The organism is Streptomyces himastatinicus ATCC 53653 (genome assembly GCF_000158915.1).
In the GTDB taxonomy this organism is placed as follows: domain Bacteria; phylum Actinomycetota; class Actinomycetes; order Streptomycetales; family Streptomycetaceae; genus Streptomyces; species Streptomyces himastatinicus.
This window is the reverse complement of the sequence record NZ_GG657754.1, coordinates 8,571,683-8,598,584: the sequence shown is the minus strand read 5'-3', so window position 1 is coordinate 8,598,584 and position 26,902 is coordinate 8,571,683. Positions and strand designations below refer to the sequence as shown.

The window sequence follows — 26,902 nt, the reverse complement described above, 5'->3', positions numbered from 1 at the left end:
GGGAGTACCGACGCATCCACGGAGAGCTCCTCAGCCTTGGACGTGACGTCGCGGCCTCCACCGTCTGGACGCGGGGATCGCCCCATCGCCACGGCGTATGGACCGCTCCTGGACCGTCTTCCTCAAGCCCAAGCCTCCACGATCGCGGCCACCGACCTGTTCTACATCGACACGGTTTTCCTGCGGCGCTGGTTCGTGCGGTTCTTCATCGACCACGGCACCCGACGAATGCACATCACCCGACACCCGACCGGTCCCTGGATCACCTGGCAGGCACGCAACTACCTCATGGACCTCGGCGACCGCGCGGCGTCGATCCGGTTCCTCATCCGTGACCGCGGCGCGTACTCCACCGACAGCTTCGACGCCGTCTTCCAAGCGATCGGCGTACGGGGCATCCCGACACTGCCGGAGGTGCCCCGGATGAACGCCACCGCAGAACGCTGGATCGGATCATGCCGCCGAAAGGAGCGCCACCTCCACCTTGTCGTCAGCGAGTACGCGGAGCATGACAACAGACACAGGCCGCACCGATCCTCGAACAGCGCGCGCCGGACCGCCTCACCGGACCCGGACCCCGTACCGCCACCCACAACACTCGCATCCATCGACGCGATCGACTCGGCGGCCTCATCCACGAATCCACGCAGGTCGCATAGGGCGACACAGTTTCCGGCACCCACAGGCTCCGCAGCCGAGGCAGCGGGCGTCAAATGGCTGTCCGTCATGGACCACTACTCCCAGATGGAGCACAACGGCGGTGCCGAGGCCTCCATGCTGGAGGCCTACACCACTCTGAGTGCCGAAAATGTCGTCCACCCTGGTAGGAGGGGGTGTGCGCGGTGCGCCGGAGGTCGACCGGCGAAGTCGCCAAAACAGGCGCTCTCGCCAGGCTGACGCTCACCGCGGCAAGATGATCGACCGTGCTGCTGCGACTGGCGGAGTGCTGGGGCGGCCCAGCTCGGTGAGCCGAAGGCGAGGAGACTGCTCGTGGCCAGCCCGGTGGTCACGGCAGTGGCCCAGCGGCGCATCATCATCGTCATGCCGACCACCGTGGCCGGGCCCGGCTACCGCGGGGCCTCAGCTCGGGGGGGCACCCCCACGGGTGGTTGCCTCCAGACCCCTCGAGCCCGGTGTGCAGAGCAGGCACACCACCGTCGTGCACGCCGAGAGCACCGGCACCGGCCTTCCCTGGCTCACCTAGCTGTACTGACCGGGCACGTTGATCAATCGTGAGAATGGCGGCTGGTTGTCGCACGCGGTGTGGGGCCGGTGGTGGTTGTACTGGTGGAGCAAACCGGCCAGTGCGTCGCGTCGTTCTTGCTCGCTGGTGTAGCAGCGGGCGTAGGCCCAGCCATCGGCCATGGTGCGGTGGAAGCGCTCGACCTTCCCGTTCGTCTGCGGGCGGTAAGGGCGCGTGAACTTCGAGGTGATCGAAAGCGCTTCGCAGTTGTCGCGCCACAGGTACGAGCGGTACGCGCCGCCGTTGTCCGACAGGACCCTCTCAATGGTGACGCCACGGTCAGCGAACCAGTCGACAGCCCGGTGCAGGAAGCCGACGGCGGTGACGGCTGTTTCGTCGTCGTGGACCTCGGTGTAGGCGACGCGGGAGTGGTCGTCGATGACGGTGTACACGAATGCGTATCCGACCTTCGGGCCGCCGTAGGCGTTGCGACGGCTCGTTCCAACTCGGCCTGGAAACCGTGCTCGACGGGATCGCGGCCCGCATCGGCGCGTGGCTTCTACACGACCAGGACACAGTGAGCCTTTTCCAACCTCAGTTTGTGCATGTCAGGTGCAGGGTGAGGACGGCCTGGACGAGGCTGGTGATACGGCTGGTAGAGCATCGTAGTTTGCGCATGAGCCGCCAGGTTTTGAGGGTGGCCATGGCCTGTTCGACGAGTGCACGGATCTTCGCGTGTGAGCAGTTGACGGCCCGCTGACCAGGGGAGAGAGTCTCCCAGCGTCCCCAGTAGGGAACTCGCACGGTGCCGCCGGCGCCCCGGTAGCCCTTGTCGGCCCAGCAATCCACCCCGGCCCCCGCCAGGGCACCGATGATGCCGTGGGTTCGCGCGGCCTTGATGTCGTGGACAGATCCCGGCAGCGCGGCCGAGGCCCACAGCAACCGTCCCGCCGGGTCGGCAATCACCTGCACGTTCATGCCGTGCTTCTTATGTTTCCCGGAGTAGAAGGGTCGGTCGGCGGCGATCCGGTCGATCGGCAGCAACGTGCCGTCCAGGATCACGAAGGCCTTGCCGGAGGCTGTCCTCACCGCCTCGGCGAGGGTTGGAGCCAGAGCGGCCAGGATGTCGACGGCCTCGGCGATGTACCGGTAGGCGGTGGTGGTGCCCACACCGAATCCGGCGGCGAGCTGGGCGTAGGTATGGCCGCATCGTAGATGAGCCAGCACGAGCAGTGCCTGCCGTCCGGCGGCCAGCTGGCGCCATCGTGTCCCTTGCGCAAGACGACGTGCGGTCAACTCACGGGCGAGGAAGCGCAGAGCGGAGGTGGACAGATCGACCCCGGCTGGGTAGACAAGCACGCGGAAAGCTCCTGGCAGGATGGCTTGGACTCGACACGCACCCGTCTACCAGGAGCTTCTCCACGCCCGGACCCCACCCTCACCCCCCAGTGGCCCTGCTCCGCACGCAGGTTGAGGAAACGTCAGTGGGTGTGGGCGTGAGGGAGCGCGCGCGGAAGTGCTCGGCGCCGATCACGAGCGCGGGACGGTGGTCGAAGCGACACCGACCCATTCGTGTCCGCGTCGTGCTCGGCTACCTGCGCGCCGGGCGCGAGCTGGATTCGGCCGAGCTCGCGGCTCAGGGCCGACTCGGACTCCTTCCGGTGTGCTCAGCTGTGCTCAGCGAGGAGCAGTACCGCCCGGGGACTCTGCGCCCAGGAGCGTGAGCAGCCCGGGGAATCTCTTCTCGATGTCCGCGCGTCGTAGTCGGATGCCCTTGCGGTTGCCGTAGTCGATCTCGTCAATGAGACCTGCCTCGCGCAGGACCCGGAAGTGGTGGGTCTGGGTCTGCTTCGAGATCGGAAGATCGAACGAGTTGCAGCCCCGCTCGCTGTCGCTGCGGTCGGCGGCCAACTCCGTCAACACCGAACGACGGTGCTCGTCGGCGAGGGCACGAAACACCGCACCCAGATCGAGCGCATCGGCCTCCGGGCCGACCAGGTTCCTCCCGGCCACGCCGCACCTCCTTCAAGTACGACTTGCATCGTACCTGAAGGGCGTGCTCCACTTAGGTACGAAATCTTTCGTACCTTGCCCGGGTTGTGCTGCCCCGTGCCGCCGCGCCCTGAGCCCCGGCCCCGGCACTCACCGGGGGCCTGGTCATCGACACTCCGAGAGGTCATCGTCATGAAGAAACCCGAGGTGCTGATAGTCGGTGCCGGAATCGCAGGGCCCGCACTCGCCTACTGGCTCTCCCGGAATGGATACCGGCCAACGGTCGTCGAACACGCCCGGCAGCTGCGCTCCGGTGGTAGCGCGATCGTCGTGAAGGGGCCCGCGATCCCGGTCGCCGACCGCATGGGCATCCTCCCGCAGCTCCACGGGCTCGCCACCCGCAATCGGTCACTGTCCCTGCTCGACCCCGGCGGCAGGCGAATCCTGCAACTCCCGCTCACCTCGGACAAGACTCCGACGGTCGAAGTGACCCGAGCCGACCTGTCCGAGGTGCTCCACCGGTCGGCGCAGACCGAGGCCGAGTTCTTGTTCGACGACACGGTCACCGCTCTCGATCAGGACGAAGGTGGGGTCGATGTCACCTTCCGGCGGTCCGCGCCACGGCGCTTCGACTTGGTAGTCGGTGCCGACGGGATGCACTCCACCGTACGGCGCCTGGTCTTCGGCCCCGAGCGGCAGTTCGCGAGCGACCTGGGCCTGTACGGCGCGACCGTCCCGCTGAAACCCGACGCCATCGAGGACCCGACCGAGATGACGATGCTGACCGTGCCGAACCGGATGCTGGTCCTCCACCCCTCGCGGACCACTCCGCTCGCGATCTTCACCTTTCGGGCCGCACAGCTAGCGCCCCACGACCGCAAGAACATCGCCCTTCACAAGCAGACCGTGGCCGACGCCTACGCCGACGTGCGGTGGCGGGCACCGGAACTCGTGGCGGCGTTCCTCGACCACCCGGCTCCGTTCTTCGACCCCCTGACCACCGTCCGGGTGCCCTCGTGGTCCCGCGGACGGGTCGTACTGCTCGGGGACGCGGCGGCGGCGACAGCCCTGCTGGGCGACGGGTCCAGCATGGCGATGGCGGGCGCGTACGCCCTCGCAGAAGAGCTCGCCGCCCATCCCGGTGATCACGCCCGCGCCTTCGCCGCCTACGAGTCGCGGCTCCGCCGTGAGGTAGGCCCGCGGCAGCGACGCGTCGGCCTGCTCTCCAGGCTCATGGTGCCCCGCACCCGGCCGGGCCTCGCGGTGCGCAACGCCGTGGGCCGCGCGGTCGGTCGCACGAACCGGATCGCCTCTCGCGAAGCCGCGAACCGGTAGACCGAGCCCGCACCGACCGGTCACCGGTCGGTGCGCAGCTCCCCTGTAGCTCCCAACCGGGTCGGCGCCGCCATGTCCGACGAGCCCGGCTCGGCGTGGTAGGTCATCGCCGATGCGGCAGGTCGACTGCTGTCGGCCTCACCCACCGTTCCCGGCGCTCGCCACGACACGGGTGCTGCCGGTGACTCCCCCCCCCGCGACGCGGAGGTGAAGTGCTGGACGGACAAGGCGTATCGAGGCGCCGGCGGCACCACCCGGGCGCCCGTCCGCGGTCGGCGTCTCAAGCTGCGGCAACGTCGGCACCACAGCACCCAGGCCGGAATCCGTTGCCTCGGCGAGCAAGCCATGGCCGCCCTGAAGGGCTGGCGCCTCCCGCGGAAACTCCGCTGCAGCACCAACCGAGTCACCGCCATCGTGAAGACCATCCCCGCCCTTCGTCACGCCTCAACCTGAGGTTGGAAAAGGCTCAGTAAGTACCTGTGTTCGGAGGTTGGCCCTATCGGGACGGTGACGGACCCGCTTCTCATGGTGCTCGGCACAATGAGCGTGTGACAAACAATGACGAAGGCGGGACGCCATCTACTGCCACAGGGTTTGTTGTAGGCATGCTGGTGGGCGTTCCGATTGGGGTCGTTCTCGGGCTGTCTGTCTTCGACAACATAGGGATCGGTCTGGTGCTGGGCAGTGGCGTAGGCGGAGTTTTGGGTATTACTTTCCCGGCGGTTCGGCGTTCGCGGCAGTCCGTTTGAGCTCTCCGTAAGACGGTTCGCTCGGGAGCGCTGTGGTCAGGTTGCTTGTGCTGGCAAGGGCGGCGCCAGCGGCTTCACCTGACGGCGCCGCGTGAGGCGCCTGGTCATCAGGGTGATGGCGGCCCAGGTGATCAGGCTCTCGGAGTGCTGGACGAGCCGTTCGTAGTCCCGGGCGTGACGGCGGGCGTGCATGATCCAGGCCAGCGACCTCTCAGTGTCTGTTTGAACGCTCACCGCGGTCCGCGCCTTCGTGATCAATAGGCTGTCGTCATGGCTGAGGGCGAGAGTACGGCGGTTGTTCAGGCTGATGTCGATGACCTGGGCTGGTCCAATACCCGGGCGTGGGTGGAGCGGAGCCTGGGCCCCGGAGACCGGGTCTGTGCTGTGACAAGGCTGCGAGGGGCTGGACATCATGGATGCGTCGCCTCGATGTCGAGGGGAATGGGGAGCCGTACTCCCTTGTGCTTCGGTCGTTCGTCAAGCCGTTCTTCTTGAAGGCCTCGCTGGGGCTGCTCTCGCGTGAAGCTGACGTCCTTCGTCTGCTTGCAGATACGGACGTGCCGGCGGCGCGTCTTCATGCCTGCGCTTGCCGAAAATGTCATCCGCCCTGTTGGGAGGTGGTGCGCGCGGTGTACCGGAGGTCGACCGGCGAAGTCGCCAAAACAGGCGCTCTCGCGAGGCTGGCGCTCACCGCGGCAAGATGATCGACCGTGCTGCTGCGACTGGCTTACCTCGGCGTGACGAACGCGTTCGCAATGCTTCGCCTGCTGCCAATGACCGACCGGGACAAGGACGCTGAGATCCTCGCCCTGCGCCACCAGATCACCGTGCTGGAACGCCAACTCGGCAAGGACAAGATCCGGTTCACGCCCAGCGATCGAGCATTCCTGGCAGCGCTCCTGCACCGGCTGCCACCGCACGTCCTGCGACAGTTACGGCTGCTTGTACGCCCCGCCACGGTGCTGCGTTGGCACCGCACCCTCATCGCGCGCCGCCATGCCGCCTCCTGCCGACCCAAACGCCCAGGACGACCACGCACCGTGCGCACCATCCGCACCCTGGTACTGCGCCTGGCAAAGGAGAACCCCAGCTGGGGATACCGACGCCTGCACGGCGAGCTGCTCGTGCTGGGGGGTGAACGTGGGCGCGTCCACCGTCTGGGAGATCTTGAAAGAGGCCGGCATCGACCCAGCACCCGAGCGGAACTCCCGTACCTGGGCCACCTTCCTTCGCAACCAGGCTGATGCCCTGCTGGCCTGCGACTTCCTGGAAACAGTCACCCTGTCGGGGATACGGACGTACGTGCTCGTGGTGATCGAACACGGCAGTCGCCGGATCCGCGTCCTGGGCGCCACCACGCATCCCACCGCCTCCTGGATAGCGCAAGCGGCGAAAAACCTCGTCATGGACCCCGAAGCCTCGGCTACCGCGCACGGTTCATGATCCGGGACAGGGACGGGAAGTTCCCCGCCCTCTTCGATGCCGTCCTCAACGACGCGGGGATCGACGTCGTCCTCAGCGGCATCCAGATGCCAAGGATGAACTCGATCATTGAAAGGTGGATACAGACCTGTCGCCGCGAGCTCTTGGACCGGACGTTGATCTGGAACCAGCGGCACCTTCTCCACACCCTGCGCGAGTTCGAGCAGTTCTACAACGGACACCGACCACACCAGGGCATCGCGAACGCCAGACTGCTGCACCCCTTGCCCCCGCCGATCGATGACCCGGACACGTTAGCCCGCCTCAACATACGTCGGCGCGATCGCCTCGGCGGCATCCTCCACGAGTACCGGAATGCGGCGTGACCTGCACGGACGTGTATTCGGCAAGCGCAGCATCCCTCTCGCCGATCGCCCAGGCAAGGGGCCGTATGGAGGAATCCGATACGGCCCCTTGATCATTGACGGTGAACGCACTGGGCCTGCGGGTCCAGGGCGCCTACTGGGCGGCGGTGCCGTCCTTGCGCACCAGCCGGTCGTGAGCCTCTTCGAGCCTGTCCGTGATCTGCTCGACGCCGATCGCGTCAAGGCCCTTCTGTCCCGCCACGGCAGCCTTCGCCGCCGACGACGCGGAGTCGAACAGGGCCCAGGAGTCGGCCGTGTAGTCCGCCCGCGCCGGACGTCCGATCTTCTCCAGGGCGCCTCGGATCGGTGTCGTGTCCACAGTACTGTCCACGTCCCCGGAGATGGCGTTGAACGCATCGAGAACGATCTTTCCGGACTTGAGGACGAACCTCGCCGTGTGCGCGCCGTCGGGCAGACCGCGGAGCGCGTATGTCGCGAGGCGCTTGTCGGTCGCGGCCGTCTTCGCGTCCCGTGCGATCAGCTTCCCGTCGACGTAGACGTCGAGGACGGCGGTGCCGTTGTTGCCGCCGATGACATCGATGCCCGCGCCGGTGAACGGGACGGTGAACGACGCGCCGGCGGTCGTGCTGGTCGACGTCGACCGGTACCAGTCCATCGCGTCGCCGAGAGCGGCGTTCCTGTTCCACGTCCCGCCGTACGTGACCGAGCTGTCCATGTTGTCGAGCTGTGCGCGGGCGTAGGGCGTGTACCCGTCGATCTTCTCGACCTTCAGATTGTCGAACGCCGTCTTGTGGAAGTCGGTGCCGAGCTTGACGCGGCCTTCGGCCTGCGGAGTCGGGTCCTGGTACGTGGAGACGGCTTTGCCGTCGATGTAGGTCGTGATCGTCGCGCCCTTCGCCTCGATGGCGAGGCGGTAGCTGTCGGATGCCGCGACCGTTCCCGACGCCACGGCCGTGCCGTATTCGTAGAACGTCCAGGCGCCGGTCGGTTTGATGCGCACGTTGTAGGCGGCGTCGCTGATCGCCATGCCCTTCTGCTGGCGGACGCCCAGGGCGGCGAGTCCGCCGTCCGGGTCCGGGAACGAGACGTCGACCGTGGCCCGGTAGTTCTCCCAGCGGAAGTCGCCGACCGTCGTGTTCGGGGTGTTGCGGTTCCAGGCGCCGGTGTCCTTCATGGACTGGTCCATGTACTGGTACAGGACATTGTTGCCGCTGGTGTCCTCACCGACCTCCCAGGCGCCGGTCTGGTCGACCATGTAGCGAGGCTGATTGCCGCGCGACCTCAGGTAGGGCTGGGACGCCTTGTGCGCGCCGTTGCCGGTGCCGACCCGGACCTTGCCCTCCTCCTCGTACCCGAAGTCGTCGGCGTACAGGACGTTGTCGCGGGTGTTGTGCTTCTTGCCGGTCGCGTCGGTGTCCAGCACCGTACGGTCCCGGGACTCGGGCAGGCGTTGCTTCGTCGCCTTGTCGTGGCTCTTGTCGAGCGTCGTCAAGGTCACGATCGACCGCGGCTTGACCGTGTAGGTGTAATACCCGTCACCGCCGGGCCGGATCTCGTCGACGAGGCGCTTGAAGTTCGCGTCGTAGGGCCGGCCCGCGTCCGGCCCGCGGGTTTCCCAGGTCTCCATGGTCGGGTCGGAACCGAGTCGCATGTTCTGGGGTTTGATCCGGTAGGTCTTGGGCTGGTCGCTGTCGTTGACGACGATCGTCGAAAAATCCTTCTTACGGGGATCCGCGAGCGTCATATAACTGGGGGCCCCGTTGGAGCCGTCGAGGTCGACGGTGCCGCTCACCCCGCTGTAACTGGCCTCCGGCACGGTGCGCCAGATGCCCGCCGTGTTCGTGTCGTTCTCCCAGCCGGTCCTCGCGAACTGGGTGAAGTGCTGCATCACATAGAGGGCCGCGTCGTAGTGGAGGTAGCCCGACCACGGGTCACGCGCGCTGACGAGTTCCTTGTGGCTGTACTGAGCGCCTTCGTAGAAGGAGCCGATCGCCGGCTGGAAGATGTAGTGCGTCCGCTTCGAGTTGGCGTAGCTCTTGACAGAGCGGTTCGCGAGATCGAGGGCACTTTGGACGCCGCCGATGCCGGTGCTCGTTCCGTTCGCGCCCTCGGTGTTGTTGACGCGGTAGTCGGTGTAGCCGAAGGAGGCGGTTCCCTCGCTGTACCAGACTTCCTTGTCCTCGTCGTACTTGTTCTCACCGGTCGCCAGCCTGGTGTACGGCAAGTCGGTGTCACTGCCGGCGGCCCCGTCGTGCCGGTCCTCGGTGGTGTAGTGGTAGCCGACCGCGTCGACGATGCCGAAGAGTTCCGCATCGCTGAGCATGGACGGCCCGATATTCAGGGTGTTGTTCTCGTCGGCGGCGATGATCTTGATGTCGTGGTAGGCCTTCTCGGCCTTCTCGCGCTCCGCCGCCGGGATGCCGTAGCGGGGATCAGCGAAGTCCGTGTCGGCCAGAATCGCGTTCTTGTACCACTTGATGAAGGCCTCGTTCGGATCCCGCGTCTCGTTCGTGTCCGGGTCGACGTAGTCGACCATGTACCCGTATTTCTCGTAGGCGTCGAGGATCGTCTCCTTGTACCACTTGTACATCTCGTCGGCGCCGGCGCCCTTGTTCCATTCGTTCTGAACCCATTGGGGCATGACCCAGCGGAGAATCGAGACCTTGAGCTTCGGGTTGACCTGTTTGGCGTCCGCTGCCAGTTGGAAGCCCGGGGAACGCGACGCGTCGGCGAGTTCCTCCGCTGTGCGCATGGTCGCCGGATCGGAACCGGTCGACGTGTTCGTGTCCGAACCCATCTCGATCTTGACATGGTTGATCAGCGGGTTCTTTCCACCGAACAGCACTCGGATGAGCTGCCAGTACCGGCCGGGGTGCTCCGCCTTGTAGTCCATCAGGAGGTTGCTCGTGCTGTTGCAGCTGAGCACGCCGAGACCCTTGTAGGTCAGACCGTTCACGTTGTCGGCGCGAACGTCGTCCCCGTTGACCACGACCTCTACCGGATCGTCCGCGGCGTGGCCAGCGGGGGCGGTGATCACTCCGGCCGCGAGTGCCATGGTGGTTGCCGCGACAAACGACATCCAGCCGAGTCTTCGCTGTGTGCCCATCCCGCCCCGACTCCTTCTTCTCGTAGCGCGCACCGACGCCAGACGTTCGAAATACCGAAAGGTGTCCGCAATTCCGGAAGGACCGTACGCAGTAAGCGATTTCTACGTCAATCCCTGTGCACTCACGGCAATTGAGGCCGCCTGGGGGCACCCTCACCGGCGGGAAGGCGCTTGGAAGCCGAGGTGGCCGTCGCAGGATGCTGCCGGCTTCTGGGCAACATCGGTATCGACTACATCGCTGCCCTTGCCGGGAAACCTCATCCGTCCTGGTGGGAGCCGGTGCATCGAGCTTCCAGAAATCTGGCCGCAGTCGCTCGATTTGGCGCTCTCGCTCAGCTTCCGTCAGCGCGCCATGATGATCGATCGTGCTACTGCGACTGGCTTACCTGGGTGTGACGAACGCGTTCGCGATGCTCCTGAAGGGTGTCTTTTATTGCCCTACTGTGGTTGACCTGGGGCTTTGCGATCGCCCGAGTATGGGCATGATCAGTGATCGTGGATCTGCGACTGCTCTACCTGATCTTCTGCCGACTACTGAGCTGCCTCCTCCTGGTGGGCCGCTCGACCGCCGCGAAGAACGCCGAGATCCTTGCCCTTCGTCATGAGGTCGCTGTGCTGCGTCGGCAGGTCGAGCGGCCACGGCTCTCATGGGCTGATCGTGCCGTGCTCACCGCTCTCGCCAAGCACCTGCCACCCGTCTTACGTCGCCATCGGCTGTCACCCCAGGCACGCTGCTGATCGGGCACCGTCGTCTCGTGCGCTGGAAGTGGCGGCAGACGGCGGTCAGATCCGGTCGGCCACCGTTACCGGAAGAGACAGTCGCGCTCATCCAGCGCCTGGCGAGAGAGAACCCCACCTGGGGATACGTCAGAATCCAAGGCGAACTCCGAGGCTTGGCCATCGGGTCGCCGCCGCGACGATCCGGCGCGTCCTGGGCGTCACCGCCCACCCGACCGGTGCATGGGTCACGCAACTCGCCCGCAACCTGCTCATGGACCTCGGCGACAGGGCTGGGTGCTTCCGGTTCCTCATCCGGGACCGGGACAGCAAGTTCACCGCCGCATTCAACGCCGTCTTCGCCGGCAACGGCACAGCCGTCATCCCGACTCCACCACAAAGCCCACGGTCCAACGCCTACGCGGAACGTTGGATACGCACAGCCCGCACCGAATGCACCGACGACTCCTCATCACCGGCGAACGACTCCTGCGTACGGTCCTCACCACGTACGCCGAGCACTACAACGCCGGACGAGCCCACCGCGGCCTGGACCTACGTGCCCCAGACGACGACCCGAACGTCATCCTCCTGTCCGCAGCCACGGTCAGGCGCCGCCAAGTGCTCGGCGGACTGCTCAACGAGTACCACCCGACGCCACCCCGGCCGCCTTACCGTCCACAGGAAACGCCCAGCTCAGCGGCCTGATCGGAATATTGACACCCTTCAGGCGCAGGGCAAAGATCTCCGCGTCCTTGCCGCGGTCGCTCATCGGTAGCAGCCGCAGCGCGGCGAACGCGTGGGTCACAGCCAGGTAGCCCAGTCGCGACAGCACGGTCGACCATCATCCCGCAACGCCTCGATAGCCGCGCGACGGCACGGGGCGAGCGCCTTCCAACGAGACGCCCTACACCCTCGCACAGCACCTCCCACCAGGGCGGACGGGTTTTTCGGCAGGCGCAGTGTTCCAGGTCGAATCTGCGCAGGACCTGTTGGCAGACGGCACCACGACCGAAACTGTCCTGCCGGGTACGTACCCGGCAGGACGGTGTTCCGACTGTCGGGCAGTGGATTACTTGTGGACGATGCGGAACGTCGCGGTTCCGGGGGTTCCGCGGGTGTCCACCTGATAGCTACCAGTGGGCACCTTGTACGACCCCATCTGGAAAGCGTCGCCCTTCTTTAGGCCCTGGACATACGCCAATTCGCCGACCTTGATCGAAGGCCGCCAAGCAGAGCAGTGGCCAGGACCGACCGCGGTCGTGTGCTTCCTCGTGGTGAAGGCGACGAACGAACGGTAGCCACTCGCGTGGTTGCAGACACGCACCTTACCGTCGGCCGCCGGCGCGGCCGAGGCGGCTGGAGCGGTCACGGCGACCGCGCTGGCAATACCAGCCAGACTCATCGCACCGAAAGCGATACGCCGAGCGAAGTGGTTACTCACAGCATCTCCATCGTGTCGGAAAGTGGATGTATCCGTTTTGAGCAGACACCGAAGCCGCACCCGCCTGCGCCGACCCCATGCCGATGGCGGTGGCCGCCGCGGCACTGGCCAGAACGGCTGCTGACCTGGTGAACTCAATTCCCACCTTGCCTGATGGCAGTAATGACTGACTAACCGGCACCTAACGTTCGCTGCCGTGTGGCTAACGTGCCGCAGCCGCGCGGCCGAGCCGCTGGTCCAGGACGTCCACGGCCACTGCCGAAGCTCGGTGAGCCCGAAACCTGCAACGCCAACACAACTCGCGGCTCGTCGGCGGCCCGCTGCTGTGCGGGCCCTGCACATCCTGCCGACTGCTCCCGGCGCCACGGGCTTGGCCGCCGGATCAAGGCGACCTTGATTCCCTGCTTCTTTTCGGCCGCTTGCGGCACTCTGGCGGGGAGGCTGCCGAGCCACCGTCACGCGCGCCGTCGCCGGAACCGCGGTGGGTCTTCACCATGCCTGCCCTTGCGGGAAACCTCATCCGTCCTGGTGGGAGCCGGTGCATCGAGCTTCCCGAAATCTGACCGCAGCCGCTCGAGTTGGCGCTCTCGCGATGCTCCGCCTGCTGCCGATGACCGACCGGGACAAGGACGCGGAAATCCTCGCCCTGCGCCACCAGATCACCGTGCTGGAACGCCAACTCGGCAAGGGCAAGATCCGGTTCACACTGAGCGATCGAGCGTTCCTGGCGGCGCTGCTGCACCGGCTGCCACCCCACGCCCTGCGAAGATTACGGCTACGCGTCCGCCCCGACACGGTGCTGCGTTGGCACCGCGACCTCGTCAAACGCCGCCACGCCTCTTCCTGCCGACCCAAACGCCCGGGACGACCACGCACCGTGCGCTCCATCCGCACCCTGGTACTGCGCCTGGCGAAAGAGAACCCGAGCTGGGGGTACAGAGGCCTACACGGCGAACTGCTTGTGCTGGGGGTGAAAGTGGGCGCGTCCACCGTCTGGGAAATCCTGAGGGAGGCTGGCATCGACCCAGCACCCGAGCGGAACTCCAGTACCTGGGCCACCTTCCTTCGCGGCCAGGCTGATGCCCTGCTGGCCTGCGACTTCATGGAAACAGTCACCCTGCCGGGGATGCCGATGCACGTGCTCGTGGTGATCCAACACCGCAGTCGCCGGATCCGCGTCCTGGGCGCCACCACGCATCCCACCGCCTCCTGGATAGCGCAAGCGGCGAAGAACCTCGTCATGGACCCCGAAGACTCGGCTGCCGGGCACGGTTCATGATCCGGGACAGAGACGGGAAATTCCCCGACCTGTTCGATGCCGTCCTCAAGGACGCGGGGACGCTGCGCGAGTTGGAGCAGTTCTACAACTTCCACCGACCGCACCAAGGCATCACCAACGCAGACCGCTGCACCCCTTGCCCTCGCCGATCGACGACCCGGACGCGATACCCCGCCTCGACGTACGCCGACACGATCGCCTCGGCGGCATCCTGCCGATGGCAGCAACTGCACTCAACTCAGGGCATCTTCACGCGAACCAGTCTGCAGCGGCCCGGCCTGCCCTGTCGCGCATACCCGGGACCCGGTCCAGCTTCGGCCAGCAGGCGCCCGAACGGACAGGGTCCGCTCGGGCTACGGCTGGAAGTCCGCGGGAGCCTCCGTTGTCCCCATACGCCGCCTTCTTCAGGCTCCTCGACCCTTTCCGAGGAGGAACACCGAATGCCCCGGCACGGGATCAGACGCCTCACCGCGCTGCTGGCCTGCACCGCGGCCGCCACCGGCGCCGCTCGGCGTGAGCGGCCAGAACGGCAACGACAACATCACGGGCGGCACCGGGAACGACTACCTCTTCGGCGACAGCCCCGACAACGCCTCACACTCCGGCAACGACACCCTGGTCGGCGGCCCCGGCTACGACGCCGCCAACGGCGGTCCCGGGATCGACCGGCGTGATGCCGAAGTCGAGATCAACTGCGAGCTCTGAGGCTCGGCGCAACGGGCTCATGTCGTCCAGGCGCCGGAGGAGTCCCTGGCGGCCACGGCGCTCAGGATGCGGACGCCACGGGCGGACCCGGGATCGACATCGGTGAGCCGCCGCACCCGCTGGAGACGGTAGTCCAGGGTCCGCAGGGCACTTCATCCGGCGGTGTCCGACATCCCCGGCAATAGCAGGCGCGCCCTTCGGGCCGGGGTTGTCCGGGCGCCGCGCGGTCGGGTTCACTGGGGTCGGTGCGGGTGGACGCATCCGTATACCCGAGCGAGAGGACAACGGGGTGAGCCTCGAATTCAACCGGAGAAGCGAGACGCTGTCCGCGCTCTGCCGGCCGGTCCCTGCCGCTGCCGAGGGCGGCCGCGGGATGCCGGGGGAGCGAATCGTTGGCGCACGGCTATTCGAGAGTGCGTCGAACGGAATTCGCTGAGGGCGAGTCATGAAATTCGACATTTCGCCGACCGGGATGCATGAGACGGGCCGGAAGGCCACCAGGCAGGGCGACGACATCGACACGGACGTCCGGATGCTGCTCGACGCCCTCGACGAAGCGGGGCTGGCGAGCGACGCTCCCGTCGCCGGCGCCCTGACCAGGCTCTCGGGAGACGTCCAGCAGAAGACCGGCATCATGTCGTCCCGGGTGACGCGCACGGTGGACGGCGCCGCCGAGGCGACCGGCATATTCGACGACGGGGATCACGAAATGCGGGGGAACGCGCATCAGGGAATCGACCGGACGAACTCCCCGGAAACCGGCTGGCTCGGGCCGGGTGGTCGGTGAATGACGGATGCACTGGTCGATCCCGAGGAAATTCCGACGCTGGACGACGTCCACTTCGATGATCTGGGGGCGGCGGTCAAGAAAATTCGCTATAACGCCTCCGGGCTGGAGCGCCGCGGCGGGGAAATCGATGTTTCGTGGGCCGAGGGCATTGCGCTGAACTACGGTGCGCCGCACGGTGCGTTCCTCGCCGAGAAGGCAGTGCCCGTGAAGCAGCAGGCGAGCAAGCTCGCCGAGGCCGCCCGGACCGCCGCCGATGCTCTGCAGGAGTACGCCCACGCCGGCGCGCCGGTCAAGAAGTCGCTCCAGCAGCTGAAGCGAGACGCCGAGAGCCTCGTCGCCCAGGCCAAGCCGCTGGGAGAAGGCTGGCGGAACAAGCCGCACCTGGTCGAGGAGAACGACCGCATCGCCTCGGCCGTACGCATCAAGACCGCCGCCCATGACGAGGCGCGCCAGACCGCGGTGGACAAGATCAACGCGACGAACGACGGCGCCGGCACGAATTGGGCCGAGCAGGGGCGCCAGTACCTGGGGTGGGGTGGTTTCGGGACGACTGGGCTCGGTGCCAGTGTGTCGTGGGCGAGCTACTACAGGCACGGCAAATTTGCCCCCAGAGCCGGCTATCTGCCGTGGCAGAACGGTAGTGGACGCTTTCTGCCGTGGAAGAACGAACCACTGTGGAAGAACACCTTCCGGCGTATGTGGAGCAGTAACTGGGAGGCCAAGTCCTATGCCGCCGCAAGCCGGAGCAAGTGGCTGACCGTCGGCAAGTGGGGCGGCCGGGCGAGCCTGGGGCTCACTGCCGTCACTTCAGGGCTGAGTCAGTGGGGCCAGGACTCCCAGGACCCCAACATGTCGACCGGGAAGCGTGTCGCCCGCACCGGGGCCAAAGCCACCGGGGCGACCCTCGGCGCGTGGGGTGGCGCGGAAGCCGGAGCTGCGGGCGGTGCCGCGGTGGGTGCCGCGTTCGGCGGAGTCGGCGCGCCGGTGGGCGCGGTGGTCGGCGGCCTCGTCGGTGCCGCGGCCGGTTCCGGGGTCGGCAGCAAGATCGCGGACGGGTTCAACAGCTTGATTGGAAAGTGATAGCGCGATGGCACGACAGCGAACCCCCTCGGTCTTCTCGCCCCGGTCACCCGTCGTCGTGATGGCTTTGATGTTCCTCGGTGGTTATCTGGAAGCCGAGTACGGCAAATCCTGGGGCATCAGCGGACTGCTCTTCACCATCACCGGTGGCGTGGGGATCACATATTTCGCCTGGTGCTGGGCAGGCCGGACACCGTCGGCTCGGGCCTGGGCAGCCATCAATCGCGGCCCCGCCCTCGCGCTCATCGGTATCCCTGCCTTCGCATTCCCGTTTTTCGGAGTGGGGGCGGCTGCGTTCTTCGGACTCCCCATGGTGATCGCCCTCCCTTTCGGCCTGGTCAGCGTTTTCTGCCTCGTGCTGATTTTCATCGGCGTGAAGGACCCCCCGAAATGGTGGGGCCCCCGATGGTTCCGCAAGGGCGAGCACAAGAAAGACCGCAAGGGAAGGCAGCCGCAGGACGCTCTGGCGACCTTGACCGAGTCCTACGCCGCGCCGCCCCCCGCCGTGCTCAGCCAGGAAGAGGTCCGGCGGGAGTTCGGGCATGTGGCCGAGCCCGTGGTGCAGTGGAAGGGCGGGTGGGTGCGTGATCCGGACACCGACGAGCAGGATCACGCGTTGGCCCGCAAGGGAACCGTCGAGGGCACGTTGGCCTGGTACCCGCAGGGCCTCGGCTTTGCCGCCACCAAGCGCGAGGACTCGCTGCGCGGGAAGACGACTGTGGTGACGGTTCCCGCGGGGGAGATCACCGGGGTCGAGGTGGTGCCCGCGCGGGCGGGCGCGGACGGCCGCCGGCGCCGGGGGTTCTGGATGCGGTCGCCCTTCCGCCGGCTGGTCGTGCGGACCGCGAGCGACGCCCACGTATTCGACGTGGCCAGGGGCAGGGCACCGCAGGTGGCCGCGTTCATCAAGGAGCAGGCGGGGCAGCTCACATGACCAGTACCGAACTGCGCCCTTACGAGGAGCGGGAGTTCCGCATCGCGCTGCCGGCGCACTGGGAGCAGGTCGAGTCACCGGGGCCGCCGGTCGCCCTGATCGCGGTGGAGCCGGGCGACGGCGCGGCGTTCCGTGCGAACGTCGTCGTCACGGCCGAGGACGTCGCCGACGGGCACCAGTGGCAGCGGATCGTGGGCCAGACGCTGACGGACCACCTCCAGGACTACTTGCTGCTGGACGAGCAGCCTGCGGGCTCCGGTACGCGGCGGCTCTTCCACCATGTTCTCCCCGAGGCCGGGGCCATCACCGCGGAACAGTGGGCGTGGACGAGCGGGCGGCGCGGCTTCACCGTGACCGCCTCGGCCGCAACCTTCGACTACGACGCGAAGGCGGAGCTGTTCGCCTCGGTCGCGGGCCGCTTCCGGCTCCGGGAGGGGGCCGCGTGACCGGTAGGGCCGGTACGGCCGGCACGGCCACTGCGTACTTCGACCGTGACAGCGGGCGGCTGCGGCTGTCCCCGGAGCTGTTCGAGGCCTTTTACGACTGGGCGGAGGGCGAGCGGGCCGACGGCGCGGGGCTGCGGGCGCTGCTCGCGGTGTCGTCCGACCAGTTGACCTGGCGCCCCGGCCGTCGCGCCGCTGGCGGAAGCCATCGCCGACCCCGTGTGCATGGTGTCCGTCCGTGGTGCCGCGGTGGACGGCAGCGGTGTGCACGGCGTCGGCTGGCTGGGCGCCGAGTCCGCGGCACTGCTCCTGGACGCCCCCGAGGTCCCGGACACGCCGGAGCCCCCGGACACCTCGAAGGCGCAAGACGCCCCGGACGGCCTGGTGGAATTGGCCTGCCTGGTGCCCGTTTCGGTGCCGGCCGCGGTGGCCCGGGTCGTCGGGCTCGGGCCGCGGCCGGTGCCCGGCGCGGTGCCGGTGCCGCTGCCTGCCGCCGAGGTCGACGGCCTGTTCGGTGCCGCACCCGAGGAGCTGTCCGGTGCCGCGCCGCACGACGGTCCGCCGGCCGGGCTCCGGGTGCTGGCGGCGGTCGGCGCGTCCACCGCGGACGGCGCGCGGTGGTGGGAGGCGGCGACGCGGTGGCCCGATGCGTCGGGCAACACCTGCACGGGCACCCTGCGGGTCCTCGACACCGCCGACGGGCTGTGGGCCGTGACCGGGGCGGACGCCCGGACGGCCACCCTGACGCCGGTCTCGTCGACCGCGGCGTGGCGCCTGCTCCTGCGCAGCTTCCCCGGCTGAGTACTGCTTCCCAGCTGCCCGAGCCCGTACTGCCCTTGCCGGAAACCTCATCCGTCCTGGTGGGAGCCTGTGCATGGGGCTTCCCGAAAACTGGCCGGGTCGCTCGAGTTGGCGCTCTCGCGCAGCTGCCGTCAGCGGGTCATGATGATCGATCGTGCTGCTGCGACTGACTTACCTGGGTGTGTCGAACGCGTTCGCGATGCTGCGCCTGCTGCCGATGCACGTCCTGCGACAGTTACAGCTGCTTGTACGCCCCGACACGATACTGCGTTGGCACCGCAACCTCGTCAAACGCCGCCATGCCGCCTCCTGCCGACCCAAACGCCCAGGACGACCACGCACGGTGCGCTCGATCCGCATCCTGGTGCTGCGCCTGGCGAAGGAGAACCCGAGCTGGGAGTACAGACGCCTGCACGGCGAGCTGCTCGTACTGGGGGTGAAGGTGGGCACCTCCACTGTCTGGGAAATCCTGAAGGACGCAGGCATCGCCCCGGCGCCCGAGCAGAACTCCAGTACCTGGGCCACCTTCCTCCGAAACCAGGCTGATGCCCTGCTGGCCTGCGACTTCATGGAAACAGTCACCCTGTCGGGGATACGGATGCACGTGCTCCTGGTGATCCAACACCGCAGTCGCCGGATCCGCGTCCTGGGCGCCACCGCGCATCCGAGCGCCTCCTGGATAGCGCAAGCGGCGAAGAACCTCGCCATGGACCTCGAAGACCTCGGCTACCGCGCACGGTTCATGATCCGGGACAGGGACGGGAAGTTCCCCGAACTGTTCGATGCCGTCCTCAAGGACGCGGGGATCGACGTCGTGCTCAGCGGCATCCAGATGCCACGAATGAACTCGATCATGGAGCGCTGGATACAGACCTGTCGCCGCGAGCTCCTGGACCGGACGTTGATCTGGAACCAGCGACATCTCCTCCACACCCTGCGCGAGTTCGAGCGGTACTACAACGGACACCGACCACACCAGGGCATCGCCAACGCCAGACCGCTGCACCCCTTGCCCCCGCCAATCGACGATCCCAACGCGTTAACCCGCCTCGACATACGCCGACACGATCGCCTCGACGGCATCCTCCACGAGTACCGACATGCAGCGTGACCTGCACAGATGAGGTTTCCGGCAAGGACAAAGTCGACACTGATCGGCTACACCTGCCGGCGCACCGACGCCCATGCATGACCCCGTCGCGACCAGCCGCCCCGACGCCTCGCCGGTTGAGGAATCGCCCTTGCACATAACGGAGTTCACCCGCGCACTCGCCAACCGCCTGCCCGGCCGGCAGCCCGACCTGGCCACGGTGCCCATCGCCACCGACCCGGCCAGCGACCTGATCTGGGACAGCGGCCCCCTGCCATACGCCGCGTTCGAAACGGACAACATCCAGCGCAGCGTGCTCACCCACCACTGGGGCCTGCAGCTGTACGTTATGCCCCGCCCCCACCGCCCCGGCGAGTACTTGGCGCTGCCGATGCTGCCCGCCAACACCAGCCACCAGCACGTGACGGGCCTCAAAGCCCCGCGCGGCATCGCCGTCCCCGCCGACCCCGTCCCCGCCGCGGCCCTGCTGCACCGGCGGCTGCTGACCGACTACCGCCTCTCCGCCCCCACCCCGATCCGGCGCAGCAATCCCGGACACCTCCAGGTCCACGTCACCCTCGACGAACGCCGCCGTCCGCGGATCCCTCTCAACGTAGCGGACATGTTCGCGATGACGCCCGCCCTTCTGCGTCGTTCCACTCGATCGGGCGTCCTCGTCGGTGCGTCGTGCGACCAGCAGACTCCTGAAAGGTGAAGTTCTCCGTGCTCAAGTCCTCGGCCGCTGAAATCGCGGTCGTCATAGCGACGGAATGACTCTCATAACGACCGGTCCGAAGAAGCGGGTCAGCCCGCCCCGCCGTCGAGCAGCCAGTTGTAGCGCAGCCGCAGCGCCCGCTCCGTGCTGGCTGCCACAGTAACGAGCCCGACCACGACGTTGCCCCATGCCGATAGATCAATGGGCGAGGTGAAGGTCCCGACGTACTGGGCGACGCCCTCCGGCGCCCGGGTGACCTGTTCGGCGAGCTGAAGGATCAGGAGAACCAGGCCGATGACGAGCACGATCGACGAGAGGAAACCGATCCAGCGGCTCAGTGCGGGGTGCGCGCGGTCGAGGCGCGCGCGGCGCCCTTCTGCGGAGGCGGGGTCCGGGACGAGTTGGTGCTCGGCCCCCTCGGCGGTGACGTAGTGGCAGCGCTTGAGCCCGAAGGCGCTCGTCCTTACTTCGACGGTGCCGCCCTGGACGGGGAAGACGGCAGGGACTTTGGACTCGGCGTGATGCCTGCCGTCGAGGTACAGGTGGGCCTTGACGTAGCCCTCCGACTGATTCTGGTGCCTGACGTCGACGGCGTAGACCATCTGTCGGCCGGCATCGTCCGTCAGCCGAAGATGGAACAGTGCGCGGGTGAGCATCTGCCACCAGCGGAAAGGCTTCAACGGTCGCCCGTCCCCGGGCTTGACCCGCTGCACGGCCCGACGGTGCCGCCGTTCCTTGAGCATGCCCGCACTCCTGTTACTTGCTGGGTTCGGCTGCGCAGGCGAGGTCCTGCGGCGGGCGTTGCCCGGTGGTCAGGAACGCGGTCACCGCGTCGTTCGCGCAGGCGTTGGGGCCGGACGGATAGACGCCGTGCCCGCCCTGGTCGGCCGTCACCATCGTGGCCCGCTTCCCGAACGCCCGCCGCAGCTTCTGGGCGCCGGCCAGCGGTGTCCCCGGGTCGCGTTCGTTCTGCGCCATGAGCACGTTCGACGGGCCCCGGTCACCAATGCGCACCGGCGATTCGACCCGCTTGTCCGGCCAGAAGGCGCACGGTCCGATGCTGGCCGTGGACCCGCCCAGCATGGGGTATTTCAGCCGGTCGACCGCGACGTTGCGCTGATACTCCCGGACCGTCTCCGGCCAGCGATCGTCGCCGCATATCACTGAAAAGCGGGCGGACATGAGGCTCTCCATGTTCGGAAACGGCGGGCTGGGCGGCGGCTGGTTCGTGTCGAGTGCCTGCCAGGTCTTGGCCACCAGGGGCATGCCCGCATCGCTGTAGAGGCCCTCGAACGTCATCCATCGGAACGACGTCCCATCGAAGCCGTGGACCGGTTTCGCTTCCAGCCGCTTGGCGAGATCGAAGAACTTCGCCCTCACCTGCTCCGGTGTGGTGCCCAGACCGTACTCGGGGTGCGCGGCCGCGAACGCCGCGAAGTCCGGGAACCGGTCCTCCATTCCACGGGCGAGCAACCGCATGGCCGTGACGTCGTAGCCGCCGGGGCCCGGATTGCTGTCGAGCACGACCCGGTCGCTGCGCTTCGGGAACATCGTCGTGTACACCGCACCGAGGTAGCTGCCGTAGGAGGCACCGAGGTACGAGAGCGTCGGCTCGCCCAGCGCCGCCCGGATCCGGTCCATGTCGCGCGCGATGTTCGCGGTGGTGGTGTACGGCAGCATCCACGCCGTCCGCGAGGTGGCGCACTGCTCGGCGACGATCCGCGCGTTCCCCGCCTCCCGCGCGACATCGGCCGCGGTGTGCGCGTACGGCGCGACGTTGCCGCGTGCCTGCTGCTCCGGCGTCAGATCGCAGGTCACCGGCGTGCTGCGGCCGACGCCACGCGGGTCGAAGCCGATCACGTCGTAGGAGTCCAGCACCTCCTGCGGCAGCCCTGAGCCGGCGAGAACGGCCGGGTAGCCGAGTCCCGCGATGCCAGGGCCGCCCGGATTGGTCAGCAGCACGCCGCGGCGCTGCGAGGGTTCCTTGCTCGCCAGCCGGGAGATCGCGATCTCTATCTGCCGGCCGTCCGGATCCCGGTAGTCCAGGGGGACTTCGAGCGTCGAGCACTCCAGACGGGGCAAGGCGGCCTTCTCCGAGCACGGGCCCCACCGCACGGTGTCCGGCGTCGCCGCCTCAGACACTCCCGGCATCGCGGTCGCCGCCGCCACCGCGGTGGCGGCGAGGGCTAGGGACAAGGTTCGGTGCATCTGATGTCCTCCTGAGGGGTGCATGGGGGCGCACGGGGGCGCCGGAACGGGCGTGCTCGGGACGGCCCCGCGGGGGATCGCCGAGGGCGATCACCGCTGGGGCGGACAGTGCTGTGATCACCATCCCGACCGCCTCGACGAGTCTGTCCGTGCGGCGCCGCCGGCACATCGGCCCGGCGGCTCGGATCGCCTTCGACCAGAGTCGAGACGGTGGTTCGACTCTGGTCTAAGGACACATCAGCCCCCGGTCTGACCCAACGGCCGTACGGCTTCGCGACAATGGCCAGGTGTATACAGACGTCGCGCCACGGCTCGGGGGATGGCAGCAGACCTGGCGGCTGGTGGCGGCTGCGGCAGTGGGCATACCGACCTGGCTCTCCCTCGGTGTGCTGCTGCCGCGTGGGTGCGCGACCGATACGTGTTCCTGGTTCGTCACCGGTGATCCGCTGGTGGCTCTCGGCTGCCTGACGGCGCTTGTGTGGCGACGGCGGTTCCCGCTCGCCGTCGCCATGACGGTCGCGATCGCCTCGCCCGCGTCGGCACTCGCTACCGGCGCTGCGCTGCTGGCGCTGGCCTCGCTCGCCACCCGTCGCCGTCCGATGGAGATCGGGGTCGTCGGGCTGGCCTACGTGACCGCGTCACAGTTCGCCGTCGGGCTCCACCCGGTCCGGAGCCCGCCCGGCTCGTTGTGGTTTCAGCTCGCGTTCCCGGCACTGACCGCGGGCATCGCGGTGGCCGTGGGCATGGCCGTCGGCGCGCGGCGTGTCGAAGTGCGGTCCTTGCGGGAGCGGGCGGAGAGCGCGGAACGGGAGCAGACCGCGCGAGCGGCGCAGGCACGGGCTCTGGAACGCAACAGGATCGCCCGCGAGATGCACGACGTGCTCGCGCACCGGATCTCCCTGGTCGCCATGCAGGCCGGAGTGCTGGACCACCGCAGCGACCTCACAGCAGAGGAAAACCGCGTGCTGGTCCGCGGCATCGCCGACGGCTCCCACCAAGCCCTGGAAGAACTACGGGATGTCCTCGGTGTGCTCCGGGTCGACTCGGGCCGTCCGGAACCACTCCAACCCTCCCTCGACCGCATCCCCGAACTGGTGGCCGACGCCCGCACCTCCGGACTGGACGTCACGCTCACCACAACCGTGGCGGGACAACCGTCCGACGTCGTCGGACGAACCTGCTACCGGATCGTCCAGGAAGGACTGACCAACGCCGCCAAACACGCCCCGGGCACACACGTACACATCACCCTCGAAGGGACGGCCGGCGACAAACTCAACGTCAGCGTCCGCAACTCCCCGGGGACCACAAAAAACGCACAATCACCGGCATCGGGATTCGGCCTGCTCGGCCTCACCGAACGAGTCAACCTCGCCGGCGGAGAACTCAACCACCACCCCACACCCGACAACGGATACCTCCTGACCGCACAACTACCCTGGCCGGACCCCACCCACGAAAAGAGAACCTGAGTGGACAGCGAGCGGGAGCCGGTGCGCGTCGTCATCGTCGACGACGAACAGCTGGTGCGAATGGCGCTGCGGCTCGTCATCGACGGCGAACCGGACCTGACCGTCGTCGCGGAGGCGGCCGACGGGGACGCCGCGCTCACCGTGGTGGACGAGCAGCGGCCGGACGTCGTCCTGATGGACGTGCGCATGCCCGGCCGCGACGGTCTCAGCACGACCCGGGAACTCCTCACCCGGCCGGCGCCGCCGCGGGTGCTCATGCTGACCACCTTCGACTCCGACGATCTGGTGCTCGGCGCCCTGCGCGCCGGAGCCCTCGGGTTCGTACTCAAAGACACCCAACCGCCGCAGATCCTCGACGCGGTGCGGACAGTCGCGGACGGCAACCCCGTGCTGTCTCCAGCAGCCACGGCACGGGTGATCGCCGCAGCCACCGGCCCGCAGTCCTCTCACGCTCGCAGCTCATCCCGCGAAGCCGCACGGAAACAGCTGTCCACCCTGACCGAACGAGAACTCGACACCGCTCGGGCCATCGCGGACGGACTGGGCAACCCAGAGATCGCCCAGCGGCTGCACATCAGCATCGCGACCGTCAAGGCGCACACAGGCAGCCTGTTCGCCAAGCTGACGGTCGACAACCGGGTGCAGATCGCACTCCTGGTCCGCGACGCAGAGGAATGACCAGCCTGTGGCCGGCCGTCTGCGAACCACGGAAGCGTGCATGTTCATGCGCTCCGGCAGCGTGAGGCGCCGGCCCCGTCCGCCCGCGCGGTTACGCGGGCGGACGGGGCCGTGGGCACCATCTGGTGCGACGTGCCGTTCTCAGCCGTCGGCGGGCGGCGCCATGAGCTGCTCGGCGATGCTGGCCTCCAGTGCAGCGATGCGCCGGTCGGCGAAGCGAGCGTTGTCTCGGGCGGCCGTGAGGCGCTTGCTGAAGCGTTCGTTGTCGTTCGTCAACGCGCTGATCTCACGGCGCAGGGCCACGTTGGCGGTGGTGATGCGTACGACGTCGGCATCTGTCCAGTCCTGCTGCAGCTCGGCGATCTGGCCCAGGAGTTCGGCGATGCGCTCGCGCTGGTTGGCGATCTCGGCGTGGGCGGCTTTGAGGGCATCTTCGGTGTTCAGCGCGCGCTCACGCCAGGAAGCCTCGATCATCTGGTGCTGGGCTTCCTCGGCATCGGCCCTAGTACTGCAACGGTCGTCGACCACGGCCGCGGCGGGTCCGGTGAGCCGGTGGTGGGCCTGCTGCGGCCCGGCAACGCGGGCTCCAACACCGCCGCCGACCACATCGAGGCCACCAGGCCGGCCCTGGCCCAGCTGCCGAAGCGGCTCCGGCGGGGGCGGCAGACGCTGATCCGTACCGACTCCGGCGGCGGCACCCACGAGTTCGTCGCCTGGCTCACCAAGCGTGGGCGGTGGCTGTCGTACTCGGTCGGGATGACCATCACCGATGCCATCCACCAAGCCGTCCTGAAGGTCCCGGCCTCGGCCTGGACACCGGCCGTGGAACCCGACGGCGAGATCCGCGACGGCGCCTGGGTCGCCGAACTCGCCGGCGACTGCCTGACCGGCTGGCCGAAGGGCTGCGGCTGATCGTGCGCAAGGAACGGCCGCACCCCGGCGCCCAGTTGCGCTTCACCGACGCTGACGGCATGCGGCTGACCTGCTTTGCCACCAACACGGCCAGCGAGGCAATCGCCGCCCTCGAATTGCGCCACCGCCAGCGGGCCCGTGCCGAGGACCGCATCCGCGCCGCCCGCGCCACCGGCCTGCGCAACCTCCCCCTCCATGACGCCGCGCAGAACCAGGTCTGGCTGGAGATCGTCCAGATCGCCCTGGACCTGCTGGCCTGGATGCCTCTGCTCGCCCTGACCGGCGCCGCCCGGCTCTGGGAGCCCCGCCGCCTGCGGCTGCTCTCCACCGCCGCCCAGCTCGTCACCACTGGCCGCCGCTACCTCCGCCTTGCCCAGCACTGGCCCTGGACCGACGTGATCACCGATGCCCTGGACCGGCTCCACGCCCTCCCCGCCCTCCCGAACCCTGGCTGACCAGCACCTTCCCGTCCCTGCGAGCAGCACCAGCCCACCGGAGTCGTGGAACCCGGCGCACACCCGACGCGACAGCCGGGCACTCAAAAGTCCGATGTATTCAGTGATCGAATGCGACCAGCGACCGCGTGCTCGGGGCGCCGGTCTTGTGGTTGCGCCAGATAGCGGCGGCCATGGCCTGCGCCAGATAGCGGCGGCCATGGCGAGGATGCGCTGGGCGACACGGACGGCGACGCCCTCGAAGGTCCGTCCGCCGTGCTGCTCCAGGTCCTACTGCCCCTTGAGGGTGTCGCTCACGGACTCGATCAGCTGCCGCACCGACTTGAGCAGGCCCTCGCCCATGCGCTTCTTCCCCGCTTGAACGAGGGCCGCAGCAGTTCGGCCCCACGCATGACCAGGTTCTCGAACTCCTTGGAGGCGAAGCCCTTGTCCGCGATGATCAGCAGTCCGGGCCGGTCGGCGACCAGGTCTTCATCGACGTCGAGCATGGCCTGGAGCACTTCGCGTTCGTCGACGTCCTGTCTGACGACGTCACCCCAGAGGAACGCCGCGCTCTGGTCGAGCGAGAGCAGCAGGACTACTCGGCACCTGGGTCGTGCTGGACATCAAGCCCCGCGGTGGCCAGGCCGCATACGTGTCGGGGCTGCACCAGCAGCTGTCAGACATCGTCAACGGCTTCCCGCCTGTGTGCGGGCGGTCGGCAATTCCGGTCGCGCGGTGGCGTCGATCGGCTATCCTGTCCGGGATTTCGCGCGGCAGGTTCTCTGCCGCCCCGCTCGGCGCGCTCGGCGTCGACACGCACCGCGTGCCCTGCCCGGAAGGAGGCGAGAGACATGGACCGTGCCGAATGCGTTGCGGCCATAGTTGCCTCCGGCCGTGTGCCCTCCCTCCTCTGCGGCGCGCGGTAACTCTTCCCCCTTCTTGTCTCTTGTCTTCGGCATCTTCCTGAGATGCCGCGTCACGAGATGTCCTGGCCTGCGCGGTTCGTCGCAGCGCGGGCCGCGGG

Annotated in this window: 23 protein-coding genes and 6 pseudogenes; 18 read left to right on the top strand and 11 right to left on the bottom strand. The window is 67.9% G+C overall.

Annotation, left to right across the window (positions count from 1 at the left end; translation table 11 throughout):
- The first annotated feature begins 36 nt into the window (after nt 1-36).
- On the top strand, nt 37-897 hold the full coding sequence (locus SSOG_RS56695; protein ID WP_245606453.1) for a hypothetical protein: 861 nt from the start codon (nt 37-39) through the stop codon (nt 895-897).
- 303 nt (nt 898-1,200) lie between these two features.
- Here the strand turns inward: SSOG_RS56695 and SSOG_RS36870 are convergent.
- The 3 genes and pseudogenes from SSOG_RS36870 to SSOG_RS36860 form a co-directional block, all read right to left on the bottom strand.
- A pseudogene (locus SSOG_RS36870) lies at nt 1,201-1,674 on the bottom strand (integrase core domain-containing protein); the annotation flags it as partial.
- A 103-nt stretch (nt 1,675-1,777) separates the two neighbouring features.
- Nucleotides 1,778-2,542 (bottom strand): IS5 family transposase, encoded by a 765-nt coding sequence (locus tag SSOG_RS36865; RefSeq protein WP_009719374.1) that lies wholly within the window; start codon nt 2,540-2,542, stop codon nt 1,778-1,780.
- 318 nt (nt 2,543-2,860) lie between these two features.
- Complete coding sequence (locus SSOG_RS36860) at nt 2,861-3,196, bottom strand: ArsR/SmtB family transcription factor (protein ID WP_009719372.1); 336 nt, start codon at nt 3,194-3,196, stop codon at nt 2,861-2,863.
- A gap of 171 nt (nt 3,197-3,367) precedes the next feature.
- Here SSOG_RS36860 and SSOG_RS36855 point away from each other — a divergent pair, with 171 nt between their 5' ends.
- The 3 genes from SSOG_RS36855 (at nt 3,368) to SSOG_RS54255 (ending at nt 5,259) form a co-directional block, all read left to right on the top strand.
- Nucleotides 3,368-4,510, top strand: a complete 1,143-nt coding sequence (locus SSOG_RS36855) for an FAD-dependent monooxygenase (protein WP_009719371.1) — start codon at nt 3,368-3,370, stop codon at nt 4,508-4,510.
- Nucleotides 4,511-4,615: 105 nt separating this feature from the next.
- The gene (locus tag SSOG_RS54260; RefSeq protein WP_167542602.1) at nt 4,616-4,963 is read left to right on the top strand and encodes a transposase family protein; all 348 of its coding nucleotides are present in this window, start codon (nt 4,616-4,618) and stop codon (nt 4,961-4,963) included.
- Nucleotides 4,964-5,058: 95 nt separating this feature from the next.
- Nucleotides 5,059-5,259, top strand: coding sequence for a hypothetical protein (locus SSOG_RS54255; RefSeq protein WP_208867400.1), 201 nt, complete (start codon nt 5,059-5,061; stop codon nt 5,257-5,259).
- Nucleotides 5,260-5,346: 87 nt separating this feature from the next.
- Here SSOG_RS54255 and SSOG_RS51560 read toward each other — a convergent pair.
- Nucleotides 5,347-5,472, bottom strand: a pseudogene (locus SSOG_RS51560) (IS5-like element IS4811 family transposase); the annotation flags it as partial.
- A 497-nt stretch (nt 5,473-5,969) separates the two neighbouring features.
- Between SSOG_RS51560 and SSOG_RS47765 the strand changes: the two are divergent.
- Nucleotides 5,970-7,067 (top strand): annotated as a pseudogene (locus SSOG_RS47765) (integrase core domain-containing protein).
- Nucleotides 7,068-7,200: 133 nt separating this feature from the next.
- Here SSOG_RS47765 and SSOG_RS36835 read toward each other — a convergent pair.
- The gene (locus tag SSOG_RS36835; RefSeq protein WP_009719365.1) at nt 7,201-10,173 is read right to left on the bottom strand and encodes a hypothetical protein; all 2,973 of its coding nucleotides are present in this window, start codon (nt 10,171-10,173) and stop codon (nt 7,201-7,203) included.
- A 495-nt stretch (nt 10,174-10,668) separates the two neighbouring features.
- Between SSOG_RS36835 and SSOG_RS58635 the strand changes: the two genes are divergently transcribed.
- Nucleotides 10,669-10,911 carry a hypothetical protein gene (locus tag SSOG_RS58635; protein WP_167542441.1) on the top strand — a complete coding sequence of 81 codons (243 nt, stop codon included), beginning with the start codon at nt 10,669-10,671 and terminating at the stop codon, nt 10,909-10,911.
- A gap of 616 nt (nt 10,912-11,527) precedes the next feature.
- Here the strand turns inward: SSOG_RS58635 and SSOG_RS36830 are convergent.
- Both SSOG_RS36830 and SSOG_RS36825 read right to left on the bottom strand, forming a co-directional pair.
- On the bottom strand, nt 11,528-11,725 hold the full coding sequence (locus tag SSOG_RS36830) for a hypothetical protein (RefSeq protein WP_009719363.1): 198 nt from the start codon (nt 11,723-11,725) through the stop codon (nt 11,528-11,530).
- 237 nt (nt 11,726-11,962) lie between these two features.
- Nucleotides 11,963-12,334, bottom strand: a complete 372-nt coding sequence (locus tag SSOG_RS36825; RefSeq protein WP_009719362.1) for a hypothetical protein — start codon at nt 12,332-12,334, stop codon at nt 11,963-11,965.
- A gap of 592 nt (nt 12,335-12,926) precedes the next feature.
- Between SSOG_RS36825 and SSOG_RS36820 the strand changes: the two are divergent.
- From SSOG_RS36820 to SSOG_RS36780, 9 genes and pseudogenes are all read left to right on the top strand, one after another.
- Nucleotides 12,927-13,827 (top strand): annotated as a pseudogene (locus SSOG_RS36820) (integrase); the annotation flags it as partial.
- A gap of 299 nt (nt 13,828-14,126) precedes the next feature.
- Nucleotides 14,127-14,318, top strand: coding sequence for a hypothetical protein (locus tag SSOG_RS56680; RefSeq protein ID WP_009719360.1), 192 nt, complete (start codon nt 14,127-14,129; stop codon nt 14,316-14,318).
- A gap of 445 nt (nt 14,319-14,763) precedes the next feature.
- Nucleotides 14,764-15,105 carry a DUF6507 family protein gene (locus tag SSOG_RS36810; protein WP_009719359.1) on the top strand — a complete coding sequence of 114 codons (342 nt, stop codon included), beginning with the start codon at nt 14,764-14,766 and terminating at the stop codon, nt 15,103-15,105.
- Nucleotides 15,106-16,188 carry a hypothetical protein gene (locus tag SSOG_RS52725; RefSeq protein WP_009719358.1) on the top strand — a complete coding sequence of 361 codons (1,083 nt, stop codon included), beginning with the start codon at nt 15,106-15,108 and terminating at the stop codon, nt 16,186-16,188.
- A 61-nt stretch (nt 16,189-16,249) separates the two neighbouring features.
- Nucleotides 16,250-17,122 carry a hypothetical protein gene (locus SSOG_RS47095; RefSeq protein WP_154686019.1) on the top strand — a complete coding sequence of 291 codons (873 nt, stop codon included), beginning with the start codon at nt 16,250-16,252 and terminating at the stop codon, nt 17,120-17,122.
- Entirely contained in the window at nt 17,119-17,568 is a 450-nt protein-coding gene (locus SSOG_RS36795; RefSeq protein WP_009719356.1) for a hypothetical protein, read from the top strand. Before SSOG_RS47095 ends, SSOG_RS36795 begins: the two co-directional genes overlap by 4 nt.
- Before the next feature lie 222 nt (nt 17,569-17,790).
- Entirely contained in the window at nt 17,791-18,366 is a 576-nt protein-coding gene (locus tag SSOG_RS36790) for a hypothetical protein (RefSeq protein WP_039939551.1), read from the top strand.
- Nucleotides 18,367-18,520: 154 nt separating this feature from the next.
- On the top strand, nt 18,521-19,477 hold the full coding sequence (locus tag SSOG_RS36785; protein ID WP_039939550.1) for an integrase core domain-containing protein: 957 nt from the start codon (nt 18,521-18,523) through the stop codon (nt 19,475-19,477).
- 130 nt (nt 19,478-19,607) lie between these two features.
- Complete coding sequence (locus tag SSOG_RS36780; protein ID WP_245606452.1) at nt 19,608-20,171, top strand: hypothetical protein; 564 nt, start codon at nt 19,608-19,610, stop codon at nt 20,169-20,171.
- Between the two features lie 89 nt (nt 20,172-20,260).
- Here SSOG_RS36780 and SSOG_RS36775 read toward each other — a convergent pair whose 3' ends face one another.
- Both SSOG_RS36775 and SSOG_RS36770 read right to left on the bottom strand, forming a co-directional pair.
- The gene (locus SSOG_RS36775; RefSeq protein ID WP_009719352.1) at nt 20,261-20,914 is read right to left on the bottom strand and encodes a hypothetical protein; all 654 of its coding nucleotides are present in this window, start codon (nt 20,912-20,914) and stop codon (nt 20,261-20,263) included.
- 13 nt (nt 20,915-20,927) lie between these two features.
- Entirely contained in the window at nt 20,928-22,379 is a 1,452-nt protein-coding gene (locus tag SSOG_RS36770; RefSeq protein ID WP_009719351.1) for an alpha/beta hydrolase, read from the bottom strand.
- 287 nt (nt 22,380-22,666) lie between these two features.
- Between SSOG_RS36770 and SSOG_RS36765 the strand changes: the two genes are divergently transcribed.
- Together SSOG_RS36765 and SSOG_RS36760 are read left to right on the top strand one after the other, a co-directional pair.
- Complete coding sequence (locus SSOG_RS36765) at nt 22,667-23,851, top strand: sensor histidine kinase (RefSeq protein ID WP_009719350.1); 1,185 nt, start codon at nt 22,667-22,669, stop codon at nt 23,849-23,851.
- A complete protein-coding gene (locus tag SSOG_RS36760) occupies nt 23,852-24,529 on the top strand; it encodes a response regulator (protein WP_009719349.1) in 678 nt (225 codons plus the stop codon).
- A 141-nt stretch (nt 24,530-24,670) separates the two neighbouring features.
- On the opposite strand, the gene SSOG_RS36755 is transcribed toward SSOG_RS36760, so the two are convergent.
- Nucleotides 24,671-25,003 (bottom strand): hypothetical protein, encoded by a 333-nt coding sequence (locus SSOG_RS36755; RefSeq protein WP_050800068.1) that lies wholly within the window; start codon nt 25,001-25,003, stop codon nt 24,671-24,673.
- 18 nt (nt 25,004-25,021) lie between these two features.
- Here SSOG_RS36755 and SSOG_RS36750 point away from each other — a divergent pair.
- Nucleotides 25,022-25,896: pseudogene (locus SSOG_RS36750) on the top strand (IS1380 family transposase); the annotation flags it as partial.
- A gap of 100 nt (nt 25,897-25,996) precedes the next feature.
- Here the strand turns inward: SSOG_RS36750 and SSOG_RS58630 are convergent.
- A pseudogene (locus SSOG_RS58630) lies at nt 25,997-26,411 on the bottom strand (transposase family protein); the annotation flags it as partial.
- Between the last annotated feature and the right edge of the window lie 491 nt (nt 26,412-26,902).